The following is a 19,393-nucleotide window of genomic DNA, read 5'->3' as shown; positions in this document are numbered from 1 at the left end:
GGTCGGCTCGGACCAGGACGGCTCAGGCGAGCTGGTCCAGCGCCCGGGTGGTGTTGTGCGCGACGATGTCGAGCATGCCGGCCCGGTCGGGGAAGTCGCCGTCGAGCAGGCGCAGCGGGCCCGCCACCAACGAGAGGTAGGTCGCGAGCCGGTAGAGGCGCAGCCGGTCCTCGTCGAGACCGGGCACGGCCAGCGCCGGATAGTCGTCGCCGAAGCGCAGCTCGAGGAAGGCGTGCTCCCACTCGACGTCGAAAAACATGGTGCCCTCGATGTCGACGAGCACCGGGCGGTCCCGGTCGTCGACCAGCACGTGGTCCGGGCCCAGTTCGCCGTGGATCAGTCCATGGCGGGAGCGGGGCGCCACGGCGGCGTACCGCTCGGCCAGGGCGTCGGCGAGGCGGTCCCGCACGGCCGCGACCCGCTCGACCCGGGCGGCGGCCTCGGTCAGGTCGCGCAGCGCCCGGTCGAGGACGAGCCGCTCCACCGGCCGCCCCGCCGTCGGAGCGTCGAACCCCGGGCGGCCGTACCGGTCGCGATGCCGGGCGTGCATGTTCCGGACGGCGTCGCCCAGCCGAGCCAGCACCGACCCGGCGCGGCGCGGGTCGCGCCGGCGCAGGTCGTGCAGGGTGCCGCCCCGGACGTGCTCCACCACGGCCACCTCGCCCGGCAGCAGAGTCGCGGTGGGGTGCAGCAGGAGCCGGGGCACCCGCACCCCGGCGGCGGTGAGCTCCCGGTGCGCCGCGGTGAACAGGCCGGCCCCGGTGGCGTGCCCGAACGGGTCGTCGGGTGCCGCTGCCGCCGCCGGCCAGTAGTCCTCCCCCGGGTGCCAGACGTAGGCGACGCCGGTGGACCCGTCGTCTAGGGTCAGCCGGTAGACGCCCTTCTTCGTGCCGCCGGTCAGCCGCCGCACCGAGACCAGCGCCCGCCCCCGCCCGAACGCCGCCCGCGCCACCGGCAGCAGCTCGTCGACCGTCAGCCCCACCCGCGCGCCACCCACCCGGCTATCCTGCCCGGCGGGCTCCCGCGGCGGGAGATCAGGCGGCAGGCGTCCCGCCCCCGCCGCGCACCGCGACCACGCGGCGGCGCCGGGCGAGGAGCAACAAGACTCCGCCGCCCACCACCAGGGCGAGACCGGTTCCCGCGACCAGTCCGACCCGTGGCCCGGTGATCGGCAGGTCGCCCCCGCCGCCGCCATCGCCATCGCCGCCGCCATCGCCGCCGTCGTCCCCGGCACCGCCCTTTGCCGCGACCAGGACCGCGAACCCGTCCCGGTTGTCGCTGTCGTCCACATCCGCCGCCGGCACGGCGACGGCGTTCGCCGGCAGCTCGGTGCGCGGCAGACCGGAGCGGCCGTCCGTCCGCGCCGTCAGGCCCTCGACCTGCACCGTCCCGCCCGCCAACGTGACGGGTGCCTTCGTGGCGGCCGCCACCGTCACCAGATCGTGCAACTCGACGGCGGAGTGACTGCCGTCGGTCGGGTCGGTGTCCTGGCCGGCCGGAATCAGCGCGAGCGTGTCGTAGGTGCAGACGGCGGACCGCCGGTCGCGAGCGACGACGCACTCCTTCGGCGGTCGGGTGAACGTCACCGCCTCGGGCAGGCGCAGCGTGACCTTGATGCCACCGACCGCCTTGCGGCCCTGGTTCACGATGCGGTACCGCACCGCGCCCATCTCACCCGGCTGCAACGTCCCGGTGGGTTCGAGCCGGCCGCCCGCACCGATGCGTACCGACTGCTTCACGTCCGGCGCCACCACCGACAGATCGGCCTCGGGGTCGTCGACCAACCTGAGCGTGAACCACTTGGGGGCAGCGGTCTGCGTCGGCTCGTCGCCCCAGGCCATGCCGGCCTCGACGGAGAACCTGCCTTCGTAGGGCTGCTGGTTCTCCTGCACGTTGACGTCGAAGGGAAGATCCACCGTCTCGCCGGCTGCCGGCAGCAGCTCCGGAAGCGCGTTCGGACCGATCCGGCAGTACCAACCCGCGGCATCGCCGTCGCACTCGCCGGAGCCACCGCCCTCCGGCCACATCAATGAGATCCCGTCCGGCCAGTCCTGCTCGCCAGGGCGGACGTAGAAGATCGCCTCTCTCGGCGTCCTGTCGGTCAGATTGGTGAGCCTGAGGTGGATCCGCTTCTTCCCGACCCCCGACGGGACCGTCGTACCGGTCACGTCGAACGTGAACTTCGGATCCGCGTTCGCCGCCGCAGCGGGACCGCCGGGGACGGCCAGCCCGGCGAGGACGAGCAGCGTCACCGCCGCCGTGCGCGACAGCCATCGATGACCAAGACCCATGGCGGGCTCCTTTCAGGCAGGCGGCGATCGTCGTCGACGACCCCCAGTCAAACCGCTCACATCGACTCTTGCAAACGTCTGCGCGGCGCGGCGTGCGGGATCCGCCGGAACTCCGCACCCGGTCACCGGGGCGGGGCGGGGGCGAGCCGCCGCGCCGCGCGGCGTCAGTCGACCACCAGCAGGCCGGAGAGGAGGACGCCTCGGGCCAGGTTGAGCACGCCGTCGCAGCCGGGGAAGCCGGTACGGATGCAGGCGCCGGCGGCCCGGCGGCCGAACAGGTACGGGGCGATGCTGTACGGCACCTCGGCGGCGACCGTCTCGCCGGTCCCGATGTGCACGAAGTCCAGCCCGACGTCGTCGGCCTTCACGTACTCCTGAAGGATGAAGCCGCCCCGGTCGACGGCGCGGGTCAGCCCGTCGCGCCACGCGTCGGCGTCGGTCTCCCGGCCGATCAGCACGTCCATCCCCGCGGAGCCGTCGGCCGGCTTCGCCACCAGGCCGGCCCGGTCGGCGACCGCCCGGTCGAGCAGTTCCGCCGTCAGCGACCAGGTACGCGGCACGTACCGGTGGACGAGGTCCCGGTCGGCGGCCGGCAGCGTGTCGGCGTCCTCCCACAGCCAGGCGAAGGCCCGCTTGTTGGCGACCAGCCACGCCGCCGTCGACACCCACATCGGCACCGTGCCCGCCGCCAGCGCCGCCGCCAGGGCGTCGACCCCGGCGCTCGGGGTGACCCGGTTGGGCACGAAGAGCCGGAACACCCCGTCGACCGGGGCCCCGCCGGCGACGAGCCGTTTCCGGCCGTCCAGTGTGACCTCAGAGACCGGTGCGACGACCAGGTCCATGCCGCACGCGGCGGCCCGCTCGACGACCGGCGACAGCAGCCGGATGAACCGCTGCGGGTCGTCGAGCCCCGGGTAGTCGGCGTCGAAGTCGATCAGCATGGCGACCCGGGCGCCCTCGGGCAGGCCGAGGCCGGTGCGGATCGCGGCGAACCGCCGGTCCACGGCCGAGGGTGCCGCCGCGAGGCGGACCCGGTCGGTGAGGCCGCGCCGCCGGTAGACGTCGACGAAGCGGCGCACGGTGGTGTCGGCGTCGAACGCGCCGCCGAGGCTGCTGTCGATGTTGTACTCGACGAACCGGGGCACCCCGTCGCTGAGCAGCACGTCCGGCCGGAACGCGTCGAGCAGCGCCTCGGTCAGCGGCTCGTCGTCGTCGAGCAGCCGGGTCTCGCCGTCGGACACGTTCAGCAGCCGGCGCAGCTCCCCCGCCGTGCCGGCCCGCCGCCGGCACGCCTCGAAGATGAGCTGGGCGAGGCGGTCGGAGACGGCGTTGAGCACACCGAGCGACGTCTCGTCCATCACCGGCGGGCGGGCCAGCCGCCACTGCTCGTTGTACGTGGCCCGGCCGTCGAAGACCTCCCGCCAGGACTCGGCCCCGGCGGCCACCATCTCGGCGCGCACCGGCGCGGGCAGGTCGAGCCACGCCCGCGCGGCGGAGGGCCAGCGGTAGTCGACGTCGTCCATTCATCCCTCCTTCATGACGTGTCCGATGGCGGCCCGGAGCTGCTCACGGCTGGGCTGCACGGCCCGGTCCAGCGCCGGGGCGAACGGCAGCACCGCGCCGTCGGGGCGGGTGACGCGGCGCGGCGGCGCGACCAGCCGCACCCGCTCGACCATCGTCGCGATGATCTCCCCGGCGATGCCGCAGGAGCGGTTGGCGTCGTCCACCACCACCAGCCGCCCGGTGCGCCGCAGCGACTCGGCGAGGGCGTCCCAGTCGAACGGGTACAGCGTGCGCGGGTCGAACACCTCCACCGACACCTGGTCGGTGAGTTCCTCGGCGACCGCGAGGGCGTCGTGCACCAGGTGCCCGACCGCGACCACGGTCACGTCGTCGCCGGGCCGGTGCACCCGGGCGCGGCCCAGCGGCACCGGGGCGAGCGCGGCGAGGTCCACGTCGGCGCGGACGTCCAGCGCCCCGGCGGGGGCGAAGACCACCACCGGGTCGTCGCAGCGCACCGCCGACACCAGCAGCCCGTACGCGTCGGCCGGGGTGGCCGGCACGACGGTGGTCACCCCGACGTGGGCGAAGAGGCTGTACGGGTGGTCGGAGTGCTGACCCGCCCAGCCCGTCCGGGAGCCGGAGCCCGGCACCAGGTACGTGACCGGCACCGCGCACTGCCCGCCGGTCATCAGCGGGAACTTGTGCGCGTGGTTGACGATCTGCTCGAAGACCAGGAACAGCAGCGACGGGATCTGGAACTCCACCACCGGTCGCATCCCGGCCAGGGCCGCCCCGGTGGCGAAGCTGGTGAACGCCTGCTCCGACAGCGGCGTGTCGCGCACCCGGTCCGGGCCGAACCGCTTGGCCAGCCCGGCGGTGACGTTCGAGGCGGCCACCCGGATGTCCTCGCCGAGCAGGAACACCGACTCGTCGCGGGCCAGCTCGTCGGCGAGCGCCCGGGTGAGCGCCCTGCGGTAGGAGAGCCTGGGCATCTAGCCACCTCCGGTGCGCGCGGTCAGGCCGCTGGCGTACAGGTGCGCGAGGGCGTCGGCCGGGTCCGGCTCCGCGCTGGCGAGCGCGAACTCGACGGCCCGCGTCAACACCTCCTCCACCTCGGCGTCCACCCCGGCGCGGGCCTCGACGGGCAGCCGCGCGCCCTGGATGTCCACCGGGTCGCGGGACCGGCCCCGGGTCACCTCGTCGGGCGGGCGGTAGTCGAGGCGTACCGCGTGTTCGAAGGTGTGGTGGGCGTCGAAGCGGTAGGTGCGGGCCTCGATCAGCTCGGGGCCACCGCAGGCGCGCATCCGGTCGATGGCGGCGCTCGCGGCGTCGCGTACCGCCTCGGGGTCCTGGCCGTCGACGACGGCGGCCGGGATGCCGAACGCGGCGGCCCGGCCGGGGATGCTGCCGGCGACCGCGCCCGCGACGGGCATCGTGGTGGCGTAGCCGTTGTTCTCGCAGACGAACAGCACCGGCACCCGCCACAGCGCGGCCAGGTTGAAGGCCTCCAGCAGCATCCCCTCGTTGACCGCGCCGTCGCCGAAGAAGCTCACCCCGACGATGTCGTCGCCCCGGCGGCGGCGCGCCCAGACCGCCCCGGTGACGATCGCCCCGGACGCGCCGACGATCGCGTTGGCGCCGAGCACGCCGACCGCGAAGTCGGCGGCGTGCATCGAGCCGCCCCGGCCGGCGTTGAGGCCGGTGACCCGGCCGCACAGCTCGGCCATCATCCGGGCCGGGTCGGCGCCCTTGGCGAGCACGTGCCCGTGCCCCCGGTGCGTGCCGGCGACCACGTCGTCGGCCCGCAGCGCGGCGCACACCCCGGCGGCGATCCCCTCCTGCCCGAGGTACGGGTGGATGCCGCCGACGACGTGCCCGGACCGGACCAGCTCGATCGCCCGTTCCTCGAAGCGGCGGATCAGCCGGACCGCCCGGTAGAGCCGGACCGGGTCGGCGTCGGTCACCGGCCGCGCCTCTGCTTGACGGCGGCGAGGATGTCGTCCCAGAGCCGGGCGCGGGCGGCGAGCGCGGTGTTGACGGTGTCCGCGCACTCCTGCCACCTGGCGTCGTCGTCGCCGCACAGGTCGGCCAGCATCTGCATGGCCATCGGGGTGTGCTGCTCGCCGTCGACCTCGATGTGCCGCTCCAGGTAGTCGACGAACGTGTGCAGCCGCCGGCTGCGCTCGTTGACCGCGACGACCTGGGTGAACATGTCGGGAATCAGGTCCTCCCGGCCGAAGGCGAAGGCCGCGGCCTGGCAGTGCACCGGGGTGCTCTCGATGATCCGCCAGGTGGTCGCGGCGAACGCCGCCGACGGCGCGGGCACCCGGGCCGCCACCAGCGACTCGGCCACCGGTCGGCCGGCCCGCAGCAGGTCGATCAGCGTGTCCACGGCGGTGGTGTCGGCGCCGGCCTCGCGCATGCCCCGCACGTACAGCTCGAAGTGGCTGATGTGGCCCTCGCCCAGCTCGTCGCTCTCCTCCACCATGACGATGTCGTTGATCAGGCGGCGGCTGCCCGTCGGCCCGGTGGGGATCCACGGCACGGTGACGCAGGTGAGCTGCCGCTGCAACGACGTCAGCAGGGACATGAAGTCCCAGACGGCGAAGACGTGGTGCTCCATGAAGGTCACCAGCGCCTCGTGGGTGTCGAGAGCGGCGTAGAGGGGGTGCCGCACGACCGCCTCGCGGCGCTCGCCCACCGCCTTCTCCAGCCGTTCGATCCCCGGGTGCGTCCTACCCCAGTCGTACCGTGACATGTCAGCCTCCCTGCGGGGCGCGGTCGCGCCAGATGACCGGGCAGTACTCGGGGTCCGCGTAGTCCGGCCGCCCGTCGTCGGTGCGGCGGACCAGCACGTCGTGGTTGTACGCGGCGAGGGTGCCGTCGGAGAGCCGATACTCCCGCCAGGCGTTGTCGCCGTCCTGCAGGTGCAGCGAGATCGCCCGGCGCGGGCGGCCGCTGACGTTGGCGCCGCTGCCGTGGTAGGTGCGGCAGTGGTGGAAGCTCATGTGTCCCCTGGGGATCACCATCGGCACCTTGCGGATCTCCACGCCGTTGTGGGCCGCGTTCTCGGCGAGCATCTCCTCCAGCTGGCTGCGGTCGCGGTCGGCGAAGTGGCGCACCACCGTGTCGTCGGCGCCGATCTCCGCCCAGCGGTGCGAGCCGTCGACCATGGTGATGGTGCCCATCTCCTCGCCGCAGTCGTGGAACGGGATGAACGCGGTGAGCATGTCCTCCGACGAGGAGGACGCCCAGTAGTGCTTGTCGAAGTGCCAGGGCACGATGTTCGACGGCTCGCCCGAGACCGGCGGCTTCTGGATCAGCGTGGACTGGAAGACGCGGATCTCGGTGGCCCGCGCGAGGCGGGCGGCGACCGCGCCGACCAGCGGCTTGCGCAGGAGCGCCCCGAGCACGTCGTGCTCGTGGTGGACGTAGTCGTTGTGCCGCTGCACCGGGCCCTTCGACGGCTCCCAGTAGGCGAGCCGCGCCGGGCGCGCCGGCAGGCGGCGGTCCCGCTCGCCGGCGTAGTAGCGGTCGGCGGCGGCCGTGAGGGCGTCCACCTCGTCGTCGGTGAGCAGCTTCTTCGACAGGTACCAGCCGTGCGCGGCGTAGAACGCCACGTCGTCGTCGGAGGGCAGCAGCGCCTCCTCCTCGGCGGTCAGTGCCGGCTCGAACTCGGTCGCGGTCACGTCCGCACCTCCTGCGGTGTCGGGGCCGCGACGGTGGTGCCCGCCGCGGCCAGCTCCCGTTCCTTGGCCTCGTAGAGCGCCTTGATGTTGCCGCTGCCGAAGGTCTGCGCCCCGCGCCGCTCGATCAGTTCCAGGAAGAGCGTGCGGCGTACGTGCATGGACTCGGTGAAGATCTGCAGCAGCTGACCGGCGTGGTCGCGGTCGACGAGCACGCCGAGGTCGCGCAGCCGGTCCAGCGGCGCGTCCACCGGGCCGACCCGCGCCTCCAGCGCGTCGTAGTAGCTGGCCGGGGTGCCGGCGAAGCGCACGCCCCGCTCGGCGAGGGTGGCGACCGCGGTGACGATGTCGTCGGTGCGCAGCCCCAGGTGCTGCACCCCGGCGCCAGCGTGCTGGTCGAGGAAGGCGTCGAGCTGCCCGCGCCGGCGCGAACGGTCGGGTTCCAGCAGCACCAGGGTCACCCGGCCCGACGGGCTCTGCACCACCGTGGAGTTCATCGCCTGCCCGGCGACCTCCACGTGCTCGGCGAAGACCTCCGCGAACCCGAACACGTCCCGGTAGTGCCGGACCGTCTCGCCGAGCTGCCCGGTCGGCACGCAGACCGCCAGGTGGTCGATCTCGACGAGCAGCTTGCCGCCGCCGTCGTCGGGGGGCGTCATCTCGACCGCCCCGGGCAGGAACTCGCCCCGGTCGCCGTGGCGGGACACGAGGCGGTGCAGCACGTCGCCGAAGCCCCCCACCTCGGCGGTCACCACCTCGGCGTCCGCGCCGGTGAAGGTGGTCGGCGGCGTCACCCCCACCGCTCCCCGGCGCACCAGTTCGGCGTACGCGCCCGCGGCGTCGTCGACCTCCAACGCGACCACGGCCACGCCGTCGCCGTGGCGCTGCACGTACCGCGACGTTGGGTGTTCGGCGGTGAGCCCGGTGGTGAGCACCATCCGGACGTCGCCCTGACTCAGCAGCAGCGACCGCTGGTCGGCCAGCCCGGTCTCGGGACCGCCCTGGCCGCGCAGCTGGAAGCCGACCGCCCGGTCGAAGTAGAAGGCCGCCTGCCGGGCGTCCCCCACGAAGAGTTCGATGTGGTCGATTGCTCGGATGTCCAATGTCCTCAGCCCTTTCCACGGTCTCCGCCGTGGTTGCCGTCCGGGCGCGGTCCGCCCGGGATGGTGCGGGGTCAGTCCCTCGGCCGGGCGGCCCGCGCGAGCAGCAGACTCACGTTCTGCCCGCCGAAGCCGAAGGAGTTGGTCAGCGCGTATCCGGTGTCCGTCCTGCGCGGCTCGGCGCGGATGTGGTCCGCCGGGCAGGCCGGGTCCGGGTCGTCGAGGTTGTGCGTGGGCGGCAGCAGGCCCCGGCCGAGCGCCAGCGCGGTGGCCGCCGCCTCCAGCACCCCGGAAGCGCCGAGCAGGTGGCCGGTGAGCGCCTTGGTGGAGCTGACCGGCACCCCGCCGGCACCGAACACGTCGGCCAGCGCGGTGGTCTCGGCGATGTCGCCGAGCTTCGTGCCGGTGCCGTGGGCGTTGACGTAGCCGACCCGCGCGGCGGGCACGCCGCCGCTGGCCAGCGCGCGCCGCATGCACTCCGCCGCCCCCGCGCCGTCGGGCCTCGGGGCGGTCGGGTGGTACGCGTCGGTGGTGGCCCCGTACCCGGCGACCTCGGCGTAGCCGGTGACGCCCCGGGCCGCGGCGTGCTCGGCGCGTTCCAGCACCAGCAGGGCCGCGCCCTCGGCGAGGACGAACCCGTTGCGGCGGGCGTCGAACGGACGGCTCGCCGCCGTCGGGTCGGCCCAGCCCCGGGCGAGCGCCCGGGCGTTGCCGAAGGTGTCGGCGAAGGTCGGGAAGAGGGGCGCCTCGCTGGCGCCGCAGAGCACCACGTCGGCCTCCCCGGCCCGGATCAGCCGCAGCGCGTCGGCGATCGACTGGGCGCCGGAGGCGCAGGCGGTGCCGACCGACGAGGTGTAGCCGCGGATGCCGTGGCGGATGGCGATGCGGGCCGACGGCATGTTCGGCAGGATCCCGGTCAGCAGGTACGGGCTGACCGCCGACCGGCCGCGCGCGGCGCGGGCGAGCACCTGCGCCTCCAGCGTGGCCATCCCGCCGACGCCGCCGACGATCACCCCGATCCGGCCCGGGTCCACGTCCCGCCCCACCTCGATGCCGGCGTCGGCGAGCGCGTCGGCGGCGGCGAGCAGGGCGAGCACCACGACCCGGTCCAGGACCCTGGTCTCCGGCCCGGTGGCGACCGTACGCGGGTCGACGTCCGGCAGCACGCCGGCCACCTCCAGCGACCCGGCCGCCGGGTGCCCGGCCGGCGGCCGGCTCAGCCCGGAGCGGCCGGAGCAGAGCGCGTCGAAGGTGGCGTCGACGCCCCGCCCGGCGGGGGTGAACAGCCCCATCCCGGTAATGACGGCCGTCATGACGGCGCCTCGGTGAGGTAGCGCTCCCGCAGGACCACCTTGCGCACCTTGCCGGTGACGGTGACCGGGATGTCGGCGGAGCGGACCGGCACCACCCGGCGCAGCGTCGCGCCGACGTCCGGGCCGAGCGCGGCCCGGACCCGTTCGGTGCGGTCCTCGGCGGGATCGACGCCGGCGGCGAGTTCCAGCAGCACGTCGGTGACCACCCCGTCGGCCCCCGAGGTGATCACCACCGTGCAGTCGGTGACGTCCGGGCAGGCGGCGAGGACGCGCTCCTCGGACAGTGCCGTGTAGAACCACCGCCCGTCCCCCGCGTCGACCGCGTCGACGGCCCGGTCCAGGTGGTGGTAGCGGCCCTCGGCGTCGGCGTACACCAGGTCGCCGGTGAGGTACCAGCCCTGCTGCCGGGACCGGTACGTGGTGGCCGAGTCGTTCCAGTAGCCCCGGAACAGCGACGGCGAGTCGACGCCGAGCCAGCCCACCTCGCCGGCCGGCACCTGGTCGCCCCCGGCGTCGAGCACGGCGACCTTCGCGAACCGGTAGGGCCGGCCGACGCAGCGGCCGTACCGGTCGGTGTCGGCGCGGTGGGTGATGTGGAACATCGAGTGGCCCATCTCGCTGGAGCCGAGCCCGTCGATGAAGACCGAGCCGGGAACCCGGGTGACCCCCTCGCGGGTCAGCACGTCGCGGGAGCCGACCGCGACGAGTCGACGCACGTGCGGCTCGTGCGAGCAGTCGCCGGTGTTGAACCACAGCGACACCGAGTCCAGGTCGTACGCGGACAGGTCGAAGCGGGCCAGCTCCGCCCACGTCACGGAGAACCCGAACACCCCGTCGGGACGCCAGCGCTGGATCGCCTCCAGCACCCGCTCCCCGCCCTGGTCGGAGAGCAGGAGCATCTCGGCGCGGTTGCCGAGGGCCTGGTTGACCATGAGCACGGTGGCGGTGTGCGGGGCGGGCAGCGCGTTGAGGATGCGGCCGGTGCCCTGCGCCTGCGGCATGGCGAGCAGGTGCCGGGTGGCGGCGAAGAGGCTGGCGTGCGAGTGCAGCACCGCCTTGGGCACCCCGGTGGTGCCCGAGGTGTGGGTGATGACGACCGGGTCGTCGCCGTGGTGCCGGTAGTGCTGCGGCGCGGCGGCCGGATCGCCGGTGCCCGCCTCGGCCGGGGTGCCGAGCACCGGCACGCCGAGGTCGTGGCCGGCCAGCAGGGCGCGGTGCGCGTCGTCGGCGAGCACCCCGACGCCGCGCAGCCGACGCACGTACTCGGCGGCGATCTCGGGGCGCAGCCCGCCGTTCATCAGCGCCGGGATCGCGCCGAGCCGGGTCAGCGCGAGGAAGCTGAGCACCATGTCGGCGGCGGCGGTGGCCCACACGGCGACCGGGTCGCGGGGCTTGATCCCCCGCTCGTGCAGCCAGGCGGCGCGGGCGGCGACCCGCTCGTCGAGCCGGCCCAGCGTGAGCGCCCGCCCGGCCGGGTGGCCGTCCACGGCGGTGTCGAAGGTGAGGCCCGGCCCGTCCGGGTCGGCGCCGTGCGCCAGCACCCGGGCCAGCACGTTGCCGGCGCCGATCCGCTCGTCGGCGGCCAGCGCCCCGCGCAGTCCCCTCTTCCTCATGGTGCGTCTCCTCCCCCCAGCAGCACCGCGACGGCTCGGGCTCCGGGCTGTCCGCCCGCGTCCCGCGCACCGCCGTCGACGGGTGCCTGTTCGATCAGGACCAGCAACGCCCGGTCGGCGTCGCCGTCGTGCAGCAGCAGCTCGGCCTCGGCGGTGCCCTCGGCCCGCGGGTCGCCGGTCGGCGCGAGGCAGAGCACCGGTCCGCCGAGGCCCCACCGGGCGGCCACGTGCCCGGCCACGCTGTTGGGCACCGACTGGAAGAAGAACAGCGGCCCGGGCCGGCCGCCGGCGGCGACCGTGGCGCGCACGTGCGCCGCGCTGGCCCGGTCCCCGGCCGCGCTGACCAGCACGACCGCGGTCCGTTCGCCGTCGGGGGCCGGCCGCCGGCCGTACGCCCGGGTCAGGCAGCGCTCGGCGACGGCCGCGACGAGGGGCGGGAAGCTGGAGTGCACGTACCCGGGCACCGGCGGCGGCGCACCGTCGCCCGGCTCGGGCCAGGCCGCCTCGGCCAGCACGGTCAGTCGGCCGGCGGGGTGCTGCGCGGTGCCGCTCATGCCGCACCCACAAGCAGCGCCGTGTTGGCGCCACCGAAGGCGGCGTTGAGGCTCAGCGCGTACCCGGTGGCGGCCGGCCGGGGCGCGTCGCGGACGACGTCCAGCGGGCAGGCCGGGTCGGGGCCGAGCCAGCCGGCGTTGACGGGCAGTTTCCCGTGCCGCAGGGCGAGCACGGTCACCACCAGTTCCAGCAGGCCGGAGGCCTCCAGGGCGTGCCCGTGCAGCGCCTTGGTGGAGCTGACCGGGACGCGTGCCGCCGCCGCGCCGAGCGCGGTGCGCAGGGCCGCCGCCTCGGCGGCGTCGCTGTGGCCGGTGCCGGTGGCGTTGGCGTTGACGTACCCGATCGCCTCCGCCGGGAGTCCGGCCCGGCGCAGCGCCGCGGTGACCGCCCGGGCCAGGCCCCGCCCGCCCGGCTCCGGCTGGCACGGGTGGAACGCGTCCCCGGCCCGGCCCCAGCCGAGCAGGTCGGCGACCGCGCCCCGGGCGGCGGCCCGCGACTCCAGCACCACCGCGGCGATGCCGTCACCGAGCAGCAGGCCGGTGCGGCCGGCGCTGAACGGGCGCACCGCGCCGTCGGTGGCGAGGGCGCGACCGGCGTCGAAGAGCGCGTACTGGTCCGGCTCGACCAGGTAGCCGGCGGCCACCACCGCCCGGGTGACGTCGCCCCGGCGGATCAGGGCGGCGGCGTCGGCGACCGCGCTGCTGGCCGAGACGCAGGCGGTGGTGTACGCCCGGGCCGGGCCGGTGAGCCCCGTCCGGGCGGCCAGCGCGGTGGTGAGCGCCGGCACGTGCGCGCCGCCGTGCACCGCCAGCAGCAGGGCCGTGCCGGCCCGGCGACCGGCGTCGAGCCCGGCGTCCCGGCAGGCCGCGTCGACCGCCTCGGCGAGCTCGGCGGCCAGGTCACCGGCGTCGGGCAGGACGGCGGCGGCGTCCACCCGGCGGGGTGCGGTGTCGAAGCGGTCCACCGGCCGGAACGCCGGGACGCCGGCCAGCACGCCGGCGAGCTGCGCGTCGGGTCCCCTGCCGAGCGCGCTGGTCGCGTGGACGCCGGTGAGCTGGACGGCCGCCGGTTCAGCCATCGGCGGCGGTGGTCATCGGACCGGGCGGGGTGTGCGGCGGGGTCGCAGCCGCCAGGCACGCCCGGAAGACCGCCAGGGCGTCGTCGACGGTACGGATCCCGGCGAGCTGGTCGTCGGTGAGGTCGAGGCGCCGGTCGAGGCGCTGCTCGACGAGGTGCACCAGCCAGGCCAGCTCCATGGAGCCGATCCGGTCACCGACCTCGGCGGCGGGCTTGCCAGCGAGATCGGCGAGCATGGTCACCAGGTCGGCCCGTTCCAGGTCGGGCTGACCGGCCATCAGGAGTCGTCGCTCGGCGCCCCGGCGACCCGGTCGGCGACCATCGTGGTGAACTCGCCGACCGTCATCAGGGCCAGCTTCTCGGACTCGTCGTCGGCGAACTTCAGGCCGTAGCGGTCCTCGACGCGCACGGCGAGGTCGGCGAGGGCCAACGACTCCAGGTCCACCCCGGACGGGCCGAGGGTCGTCTCGTCGTCGAGGCCCTCGACGTCGTAGTTCATGTCCTCGAGCTGCTCGACGACGAAGGCGCGGATCTCGGGTCGCATGGTTAACCTCTTTCCGTGAGCCAGTTACCGGTGCCCGGTCGGGACACCGCGTACGTGTGGATCGGCCGGGGCGTCGGCGGTCGGCCGCTCCCGGCCGGGCGGCTGTTGCGGCGCGCGGGTGCCGCGCTGCTCGGCCGCACGGAGGCGGAGATCGTGGTGGAGCACGGCCGCGACGGGCGTCCGCTGGTCACGGTGCCCGGCGCGGGGGCCCGGGTGGAGCTTCCGGTCAGCGTCAGCCGGGCCGATGGCGTGGTCGCGGTCGCTGCCAGGGCGGCCGGCCCGGTGGGGATCGACGTGGAGTGGTGCCGTCCGCTGCCCGCGCTGGCGCTGGCCGGGCGATGGTTCGCGCCGGCCGAGGCGGCGTGGCTGGCGGGGCGTGACGCCGACGGGCGGGCCCGCGACTTCCTGCGGCTGTGGACGGCGAAGGAGGCCGTGGGCAAGGCGCTCGGGACGGGGCTGCGCGGCGGCGGTCTGCGGCGGCTCATGCCGGTGCCGGATGACCTCGACGGGGCGCTGCGGTCGGTGCCTCGCGGCGGGCGCCTGCGCGTCGGGCATCCCCGCGTGGGTGGGGGCCTGGTCCTGGCGGTCGCGGTGGTCGCCGGCGAGGCGGTGCCGGTCCACGTGGTGTCGGTCGGGGCGGTGTTGGTCCAGGCGGTACCGGTCGGGGCGGCGCGGGTCGGCACGGTGCCGGTCGGATCGGACGGGGCGGTCGGGGCCGCGCGGTGCAGCGCTCACGTGGCGGCTGCCCGCAGCGCGTCGGTCGAGCGGACCAGCTTGCCGGTGGTGGTACGCGGCAGCTGATCCACCAGACGCAGGGTGCGGGGGCGCTTGTAGCCGGCCAGCCGCTCGGCGATCAGCTTGTCGAGCACCTCCTCCGACAGCGGCCCGTCCGGCTGCACGTAGGCGGTGATGCCGCCGTCGAAGACGACCACGGCGGCGGCGACGCCGGCCAGCTCGGCGACGGTCGCCTCCACCTCCGTCAGGTCGACCTTCAGACCGCCGACGGAGACCTGCGAGTCGAGCCGCCCGCGAATGGTGACCAGGCCGGTGTCCGGGTGCACGACGCCCGCGTCGCGGGTGCGCAGCCAGCCGTCGGCCCAGCGGGTGGGGTCGCTCAGTCCGACGTACGGCGACGCGGGGCAGCTCACCCACAGCTCGCCGTCGACCTCGCGGACCTCGATTCCGGGCGCCGGGGCGATGGACGGGCGGTGCCGGCCGTGCAGGTCGGTGCCGATGACGCCGACCTCGGTCATCCCGTACATGTTGCCCAGCGGCACGCCGTGACGGTCGGTGAAGGCGCGGGCCACGGCGGCCGGCACCAGCTCGCCGCCGGTGGTCATCCGCTTGAACTGCGGCAGCGGCCCGGTGGGACGGGTGGAGGCGAGCAGTCCGATGTGGAACGGCACGCCGAGCACCGTGGCCGGCGAGTCGTCGCCCGCGATCGCGGCCAGCACCGCGTCGCCGGCGAGCCGCTCCGGCGGCACCAGCTCGACGCCGGCGTGCAGGCCGTAGAGCAGGCCACCGACGAGGCCGAGCACGTGCACCATCGAGGGCAGCAGGACGATCCGCTCGCCGGGCAGCGCCACGCCGTCGATGCGGGTGTAGCGGCGCACCTCGGCGACCAGGTCGGCGGCGGTACGGCCGATCACCTTGGACGGTCCGGTGGAGCCGGAACTGAGCTGGATCACCGCGTGCCCGCTGACCGCCGGGCGGTCGGCGTACGCGGTGACGCCCTCCGTCACGTCGACGAAGATCCGCAGTCCGCCGCCGCCGGTGCGGACCGGGGCCACCACCACCTGCGGGGTGAGCCGCGCGAGTGCCCGGTCGACCTCGTGGTCGGTGAGCCGGTGGTCGAGCAGGATCGCCTGTGCCCCGCTGCGCCAGGTGGCCAGCAGGTTCACCACGTACGCCAGCGAGGGCGGCATCCGCAGCGCGGCGGCGCCCCCGGGGCGCAGTCCGGCGGCGCCGAGGCGAGCCTGCGCGTCGGTCACCAGCCGCCGCAGGGTGCCCCGGTCGACCGGTTCGGGAAGTCGGAGACAAATGTCGGTCGAACGGCCTTCGAGCAGGATTTCGTCAACCCAGAGCGGGTCTGTCGCCGCAGGATTTCCCGTCGCCACTACCGTTCACCGCCCAGCCTCAATAAGGGCGGAACCGCCCATAAGGTGTGCCTGTCGGGGTGCTGCGGGGAACCTTACGACGCCGTCCGGATGCATAGCTAGATGCAAATGGCTAGATCAGAAAGGGCGGCCGGCCGGATTGCCCACGACCGGTTCGGCGGGCAGGATCGGGCGTGTACGTCGACTGAGGGTATCCGCCGGATGACCCGTCGTATTTACGGCGCGGCACGCCCACCGGACGGCCGATGGTGGTCTTCAGACGCGCCGGTACGGCCACACGAGCGGGCCGGCACGGAACGGCCGCACGGGCCGGAGTGGGACGGCCGACGGGCCGGTGCGCGACGGCCGACGGGCCGGGGCGGACGGTGCGGCTGCGCGGGGCGGTGGGCGGATCGCACGTCCACGGGGCGACACGCCCGCGTGCCACCGCACGAGTGGAACACCAGGGGTGTCACCGGCTGTCGTTGACACCCCTGGTGTTCCACTCGTCCCGTGCGGCCAGCAGGTGAACAGCCCACCGCGTCGCTGCCCCTCACTGGCGGGCGAGACAGCCAGCGAAGGGGCAGTGCAGCCGAGAGACGGTGCGACGGGACCGCGGGCCAGCCCGGATGGCGGGGACAGTCGGGAGGGTAGGACAGCCGAGGCGGTGTGGCGCGGGGCTCGCGCCGGAGACGGGCTCAGGTGCGGGACGTGGCGGAGGTCTGGGCGTGGATGAGGAAGCGCAGCGACCGGGCGTCGGTGAAGCACTGCCGCATCGGCCGGACCAGGTCCCGGTGCTCCGGGCTGCGTTCCCACGCCTCGAAGTCGGCCAGGCTCGCCCACTCGCTGGTGATCAGCCACTGCTCCGGGTCGGCCGACGACCGGCAGACCTGGTCGACGAGGTGCCCCGCAACGCCCCCGGCCACCAGGTGCCGGACCTCCTCGTACGCGGCCAGGAACGCCTCCGTACGCTCCTGCGGTACCCGTACCAGGAACACCACCCGAGCCCGCTGCCCGTTCGCGTCGGCTGTCCGCTGCGCCCCGACCCGGGACCCGACGGGCGTCGTACCGGTGACCTGCTCGCTCACGGCGTCACTCCTCTCTGCGGCGCGGCCCCACGCAGGACCAGCGCGCTGTTGAAACCGTCGAAGCCGCGGGCGCAGACCAGCGCCAGGCGGCTGCGCGGTCGCCGGTGCTCCCGCAGGAAGTCCAGCTCACAGCCCTCGGCCACCTCGTCGGGCCCGGCGGAGGCCGGCAGCGTGTCGTGGCCGAACGCGAGCAGCGCGGTGGCCACGTCCAGTGCCGAGCCGCCCTGGTGCGCGCGGCCGGTCAGCGGCTTCTGGGTGCTGACCGGGGGCGGCCGGTCGCCGAAGACGGCGCGTAGCGCCACGGCCTCGCTGCGGTCGTAGCGGGGGACGCCGAGCGCGTCGGGCAGCACCACGTCGACCGTCTCCGCCCCGACGCCGGCACGGTCCAGGGCCAGCCGCATGGCGCGGGCGTACTGCCCGGGGTCGCCGGCGGTGTCCGGTCCGGTGTGGACGGCGTCGTGGGTGGCGCCCCAGCCGGTCACCTCGCCGTACACGCGGGCGCCCCGGGACAGCGCGTGGCCCAACTCCTCGACCACGAACACCGCGCCGCCCTCGGCGGGCAGGTAGCCGCTGGCGGCGGCGTCGAACGGCCGGTAGGCCCGCTCCGGGTCGGCCACGTCGCTGAGCAGGCCGGAACGCAGCTGGCAGGCCAGGGCGTACGGGCTCAGCGGGCACTCGGTCGCCCCGGCGATCACCACGGGCGTGCCCCGGCGGACGGCCCGCGCGGCGTGCGCCAGGCTGTCCAGCCCGCCAGCGCTCTCGGCGACCAGCACCCCGCACGGCCCCTTGAACTGGTGGTGGATGGAGAGCTGCCCGACGCTGGCCGCGTAGAACCAGGCGATCGACTGGTACGCCCCGACGGTGCGCGACGGCCCGCCCCAGAGCCGTTGCAGCTCCCGCTGCCCGAACAGGTTCCCGCCCGACGAACTGGCCAGCGTCACGGCATAGCCGTACGGGTCGGGGGCCCGCTCGGGCAGGCCGGCGTCGGCCAGTGCCAGCCCGGTGGCGGCGAAGCCGAGGTGCGTCCACCGGTCCGTCTGCACCAGCCGGCGGTTGTCGGCGTACGCGGCGGCGTCGAAGCCGGGCACCTCCCCGCCGTGGCGGGTGGGATAGCCGGCGGGATCGAAGAGGGTGATCGGCCCGGTGCGGCGGGTGCCGGCGAGCACGGTACGCCAGTGCGCGTCCACGCCGATCCCGCTGGGTGCGACGACGCCGATGCCGGTCACCACGGCCCGCGCGGTCACGGCAGCACCCGCCCGGGCAGCCGGCGGAACACCATCGCCGACTGGAAGCCGCCGAACCCGCTGCCCACCGAGAGCGCCACGTCGACCGGCAGCTCCCGCGCCTCGTTCGGGACGTAGTCCAGGTCGCACTCCGGGTCGCGGGTGCTCCAGTTGGCCGTCGGCGGCACCACGCCGTACTCCACGGCCAGCGCGCACGCGGCCATCTCGATCGAGCCGATCGCGCCGAGCGAGTGCCCGACCATCGACTTGATCGAGCTGATCGGCACCCCGTACGCGGCCTGACCCAGCGCCCGCTTGAACGCGGCGGTCTCGTGCCGGTCGTTCTGCCGGGTGCCCGAGCCGTGGGCGCTGATGTAAGAGACCTGCTCGGGGGCGATGCGGCCCTGCTTCAGCGCGGCCGAGATGGCCAGGCCCATCTCCAGCCCGTCGGGCCGCAGCCCCGTCATGTGGTAGCCGTTGCTGCGGCTGGCGTAGCCGGCCACCTCGCAGTAGACGTGCGCGCCGCGGCGCGCGGCGTGTCCGGCCTCCTCCAGCACCAGCACCGCCGCCCCCTCGGCGAGGACGAAGCCGTGCCGGTCGGCGTCGAACGGGCGGGAGGCGTGCGCCGGGTCGTCGTTGTCCGGGCTGGTCGCCTTGATCGCGTCGAACGAGGCGACGGTGACCGGGGAGATCGGCGAGTCGGCGGCCCCGGCCAGCACGACGTCGGCCTCGCCGTCGGCGATGAGCTGGTGGGCGTACCCGATCGCGTCGATGCCGGAGGTGCAGCCGGTGGAGACCACCTGCGCGGGGCCGTGCAGCCCGTGCCGGCACGCCACGTCCGCGGCGAGGCTGCTGGGCACGAGCGCCTGATAGAGGTACGGGCCGCCGCGCCCGGCGTCGACCAGCCACCGGCGGCCGGTGTCGCTGACCGTGACGTACTCCTGCTCCAGGGCGGTGGTGCCGCCGACGGCGGTGCCGAGCACCACGCCGGTGCGGTCCCGCTCGGCGTCGGTGAGCTCCAGGCCGGCGTCGGCGAGGGCTTCGGCGGCGCAGGCGAGGGCGAACTGCACGTACCGGTCGGCGCGCCGCAGCTCTTCTGCGGTGAGGCCGGCGGCGACGGGGTCGAAGTCGCACTCGGCGGCGATCTGGGAGCGGAAGGCCGACGGGTCGAAGAAGGTGATCCGTCGGGTCGCCGTACGCCCCTCGGTGATGGTCTTCCAGAACCGGTCCCGGCTGGCGCCGCCGGGGGCGACCACCCCGACGCCGGTCACCACCGTACGGCGCCCGCTCACGGCGTCACCTCT

General features: G+C 75.1%; 19 protein-coding genes. 1 reads left to right on the top strand and 18 read right to left on the bottom strand.

The annotated features are described in order from the left end of the window. Window positions 1–22: 22 nt before the first annotated feature. The 14 genes from ABZ573_RS20750 to ABZ573_RS20685 all read right to left on the bottom strand — a co-directional run bounded on the left by ABZ573_RS20750 (window position 23) and on the right by ABZ573_RS20685 (window position 13,682). The gene (locus tag ABZ573_RS20750) at window positions 23–997 is read right to left on the bottom strand and encodes a phosphotransferase (protein WP_358120012.1); all 975 of its coding nucleotides are present in this window, start codon (window positions 995–997) and stop codon (window positions 23–25) included. A 37-nt stretch (window positions 998–1,034) separates the two neighbouring features. Beyond that, window positions 1,035–2,291, bottom strand: a complete 1,257-nt coding sequence (locus ABZ573_RS20745; protein ID WP_358120009.1) for a hypothetical protein — start codon at window positions 2,289–2,291, stop codon at window positions 1,035–1,037. A 164-nt stretch (window positions 2,292–2,455) separates the two neighbouring features. Next, the gene (locus ABZ573_RS20740; protein WP_358120006.1) at window positions 2,456–3,814 is read right to left on the bottom strand and encodes a hypothetical protein; all 1,359 of its coding nucleotides are present in this window, start codon (window positions 3,812–3,814) and stop codon (window positions 2,456–2,458) included. Next, window positions 3,815–4,786, bottom strand: a complete 972-nt coding sequence (locus tag ABZ573_RS20735; RefSeq protein WP_151455916.1) for a transketolase C-terminal domain-containing protein — start codon at window positions 4,784–4,786, stop codon at window positions 3,815–3,817. Beyond that, on the bottom strand, window positions 4,787–5,758 hold the full coding sequence (locus ABZ573_RS20730; RefSeq protein ID WP_327028648.1) for a thiamine pyrophosphate-dependent dehydrogenase E1 component subunit alpha: 972 nt from the start codon (window positions 5,756–5,758) through the stop codon (window positions 4,787–4,789). Continuing rightward, the gene (locus ABZ573_RS20725; protein ID WP_358120002.1) at window positions 5,755–6,552 is read right to left on the bottom strand and encodes a DUF3050 domain-containing protein; all 798 of its coding nucleotides are present in this window, start codon (window positions 6,550–6,552) and stop codon (window positions 5,755–5,757) included. The genes ABZ573_RS20730 and ABZ573_RS20725 overlap by 4 nt, the downstream gene beginning before the upstream one ends. A gap of 1 nt (window position 6,553) precedes the next feature. Next, entirely contained in the window at window positions 6,554–7,483 is a 930-nt protein-coding gene (locus ABZ573_RS20720) for a phytanoyl-CoA dioxygenase family protein (protein ID WP_358119999.1), read from the bottom strand. Continuing rightward, window positions 7,480–8,583, bottom strand: coding sequence for a 4-hydroxyphenylpyruvate dioxygenase (gene hppD / locus ABZ573_RS20715; RefSeq protein WP_358119996.1), 1,104 nt, complete (start codon window positions 8,581–8,583; stop codon window positions 7,480–7,482). Before hppD ends, ABZ573_RS20720 begins: the two co-directional genes overlap by 4 nt. Window positions 8,584–8,654: 71 nt before the next feature. Beyond that, on the bottom strand, window positions 8,655–9,893 hold the full coding sequence (locus ABZ573_RS20710) for a beta-ketoacyl-[acyl-carrier-protein] synthase family protein (protein WP_327028652.1): 1,239 nt from the start codon (window positions 9,891–9,893) through the stop codon (window positions 8,655–8,657). Continuing rightward, window positions 9,890–11,506 (bottom strand): class I adenylate-forming enzyme family protein, encoded by a 1,617-nt coding sequence (locus tag ABZ573_RS20705; protein WP_358119993.1) that lies wholly within the window; start codon window positions 11,504–11,506, stop codon window positions 9,890–9,892. Before ABZ573_RS20705 ends, ABZ573_RS20710 begins: the two co-directional genes overlap by 4 nt. Then, window positions 11,503–12,060: a beta-ketoacyl synthase chain length factor gene (locus ABZ573_RS20700; protein WP_151455924.1), complete on the bottom strand. Its 558-nt coding sequence runs from the start codon at window positions 12,058–12,060 to the stop codon at window positions 11,503–11,505. The genes ABZ573_RS20705 and ABZ573_RS20700 overlap by 4 nt, the downstream gene beginning before the upstream one ends. Further along, the gene (locus tag ABZ573_RS20695; protein WP_358119989.1) at window positions 12,057–13,139 is read right to left on the bottom strand and encodes a beta-ketoacyl synthase N-terminal-like domain-containing protein; all 1,083 of its coding nucleotides are present in this window, start codon (window positions 13,137–13,139) and stop codon (window positions 12,057–12,059) included. The genes ABZ573_RS20700 and ABZ573_RS20695 overlap by 4 nt, the downstream gene beginning before the upstream one ends. Beyond that, window positions 13,132–13,416, bottom strand: coding sequence for an acyl carrier protein (locus ABZ573_RS20690; protein ID WP_358119986.1), 285 nt, complete (start codon window positions 13,414–13,416; stop codon window positions 13,132–13,134). Before ABZ573_RS20690 ends, ABZ573_RS20695 begins: the two co-directional genes overlap by 8 nt. Then, a complete protein-coding gene (locus tag ABZ573_RS20685) occupies window positions 13,416–13,682 on the bottom strand; it encodes an acyl carrier protein (protein WP_132234722.1) in 267 nt (88 codons plus the stop codon). Before ABZ573_RS20685 ends, ABZ573_RS20690 begins: the two co-directional genes overlap by 1 nt. A 15-nt stretch (window positions 13,683–13,697) precedes the next feature. On the opposite strand from ABZ573_RS20685, the gene ABZ573_RS20680 reads away from it, so the two are divergent. Next, window positions 13,698–14,483 carry a 4'-phosphopantetheinyl transferase superfamily protein gene (locus ABZ573_RS20680; RefSeq protein WP_358119983.1) on the top strand — a complete coding sequence of 262 codons (786 nt, stop codon included), beginning with the start codon at window positions 13,698–13,700 and terminating at the stop codon, window positions 14,481–14,483. Here ABZ573_RS20680 and ABZ573_RS20675 read toward each other — a convergent pair. The 4 genes from ABZ573_RS20675 to ABZ573_RS20660 form a co-directional block, all read right to left on the bottom strand. Next, a complete protein-coding gene (locus ABZ573_RS20675) occupies window positions 14,414–15,799 on the bottom strand; it encodes a class I adenylate-forming enzyme family protein (protein WP_358119980.1) in 1,386 nt (461 codons plus the stop codon). The two genes, ABZ573_RS20680 and ABZ573_RS20675, sit on opposite strands and share 70 nt — an antisense overlap. A gap of 677 nt (window positions 15,800–16,476) precedes the next feature. Next, entirely contained in the window at window positions 16,477–16,779 is a 303-nt protein-coding gene (locus ABZ573_RS20670; protein WP_151456463.1) for an antibiotic biosynthesis monooxygenase family protein, read from the bottom strand. Between the two features lie 83 nt (window positions 16,780–16,862). Then, window positions 16,863–18,110 carry a beta-ketoacyl synthase N-terminal-like domain-containing protein gene (locus ABZ573_RS20665; RefSeq protein WP_151456461.1) on the bottom strand — a complete coding sequence of 416 codons (1,248 nt, stop codon included), beginning with the start codon at window positions 18,108–18,110 and terminating at the stop codon, window positions 16,863–16,865. Next, on the bottom strand, window positions 18,107–19,381 hold the full coding sequence (locus tag ABZ573_RS20660; protein WP_327028661.1) for a beta-ketoacyl-[acyl-carrier-protein] synthase family protein: 1,275 nt from the start codon (window positions 19,379–19,381) through the stop codon (window positions 18,107–18,109). The genes ABZ573_RS20665 and ABZ573_RS20660 overlap by 4 nt, the downstream gene beginning before the upstream one ends. Window positions 19,382–19,393 lie beyond the last annotated feature (12 nt).

The organism is Micromonospora sp. NPDC007220, assembly GCF_040634035.1.
Classification (GTDB): domain Bacteria; phylum Actinomycetota; class Actinomycetes; order Mycobacteriales; family Micromonosporaceae; genus Micromonospora; species Micromonospora reichwaldensis.
Note: the sequence above shows the minus strand (reverse complement) of the source record. Positions and strands in the feature narration are given on the sequence as shown.

Excerpts from the sequence above, each read along its gene's own strand:
- ABZ573_RS20745 (WP_358120009.1), bottom strand. The coding sequence starts at position 2,291 with ATGGGTCTTGGTCATCGATGGCTGTCGCGCACGGCGGCGGTGACGCTG.
- ABZ573_RS20740 (WP_358120006.1), bottom strand. The coding sequence starts at position 3,814 with ATGGACGACGTCGACTACCGCTGGCCCTCCGCCGCGCGGGCGTGGCTC.
- ABZ573_RS20735 (WP_151455916.1), bottom strand. The coding sequence starts at position 4,786 with ATGCCCAGGCTCTCCTACCGCAGGGCGCTCACCCGGGCGCTCGCCGAC.
- ABZ573_RS20725 (WP_358120002.1), bottom strand. The coding sequence starts at position 6,552 with ATGTCACGGTACGACTGGGGTAGGACGCACCCGGGGATCGAACGGCTG.
- ABZ573_RS20710 (WP_327028652.1), bottom strand. The coding sequence starts at position 9,893 with ATGACGGCCGTCATTACCGGGATGGGGCTGTTCACCCCCGCCGGGCGG.
- ABZ573_RS20705 (WP_358119993.1), bottom strand. The coding sequence starts at position 11,506 with ATGAGGAAGAGGGGACTGCGCGGGGCGCTGGCCGCCGACGAGCGGATC.
- ABZ573_RS20700 (WP_151455924.1), bottom strand. The coding sequence starts at position 12,060 with ATGAGCGGCACCGCGCAGCACCCCGCCGGCCGACTGACCGTGCTGGCC.
- ABZ573_RS20695 (WP_358119989.1), bottom strand. The coding sequence starts at position 13,139 with ATGGCTGAACCGGCGGCCGTCCAGCTCACCGGCGTCCACGCGACCAGC.
- ABZ573_RS20690 (WP_358119986.1), bottom strand. The coding sequence starts at position 13,416 with ATGGCCGGTCAGCCCGACCTGGAACGGGCCGACCTGGTGACCATGCTC.
- ABZ573_RS20685 (WP_132234722.1), bottom strand. The coding sequence starts at position 13,682 with ATGCGACCCGAGATCCGCGCCTTCGTCGTCGAGCAGCTCGAGGACATG.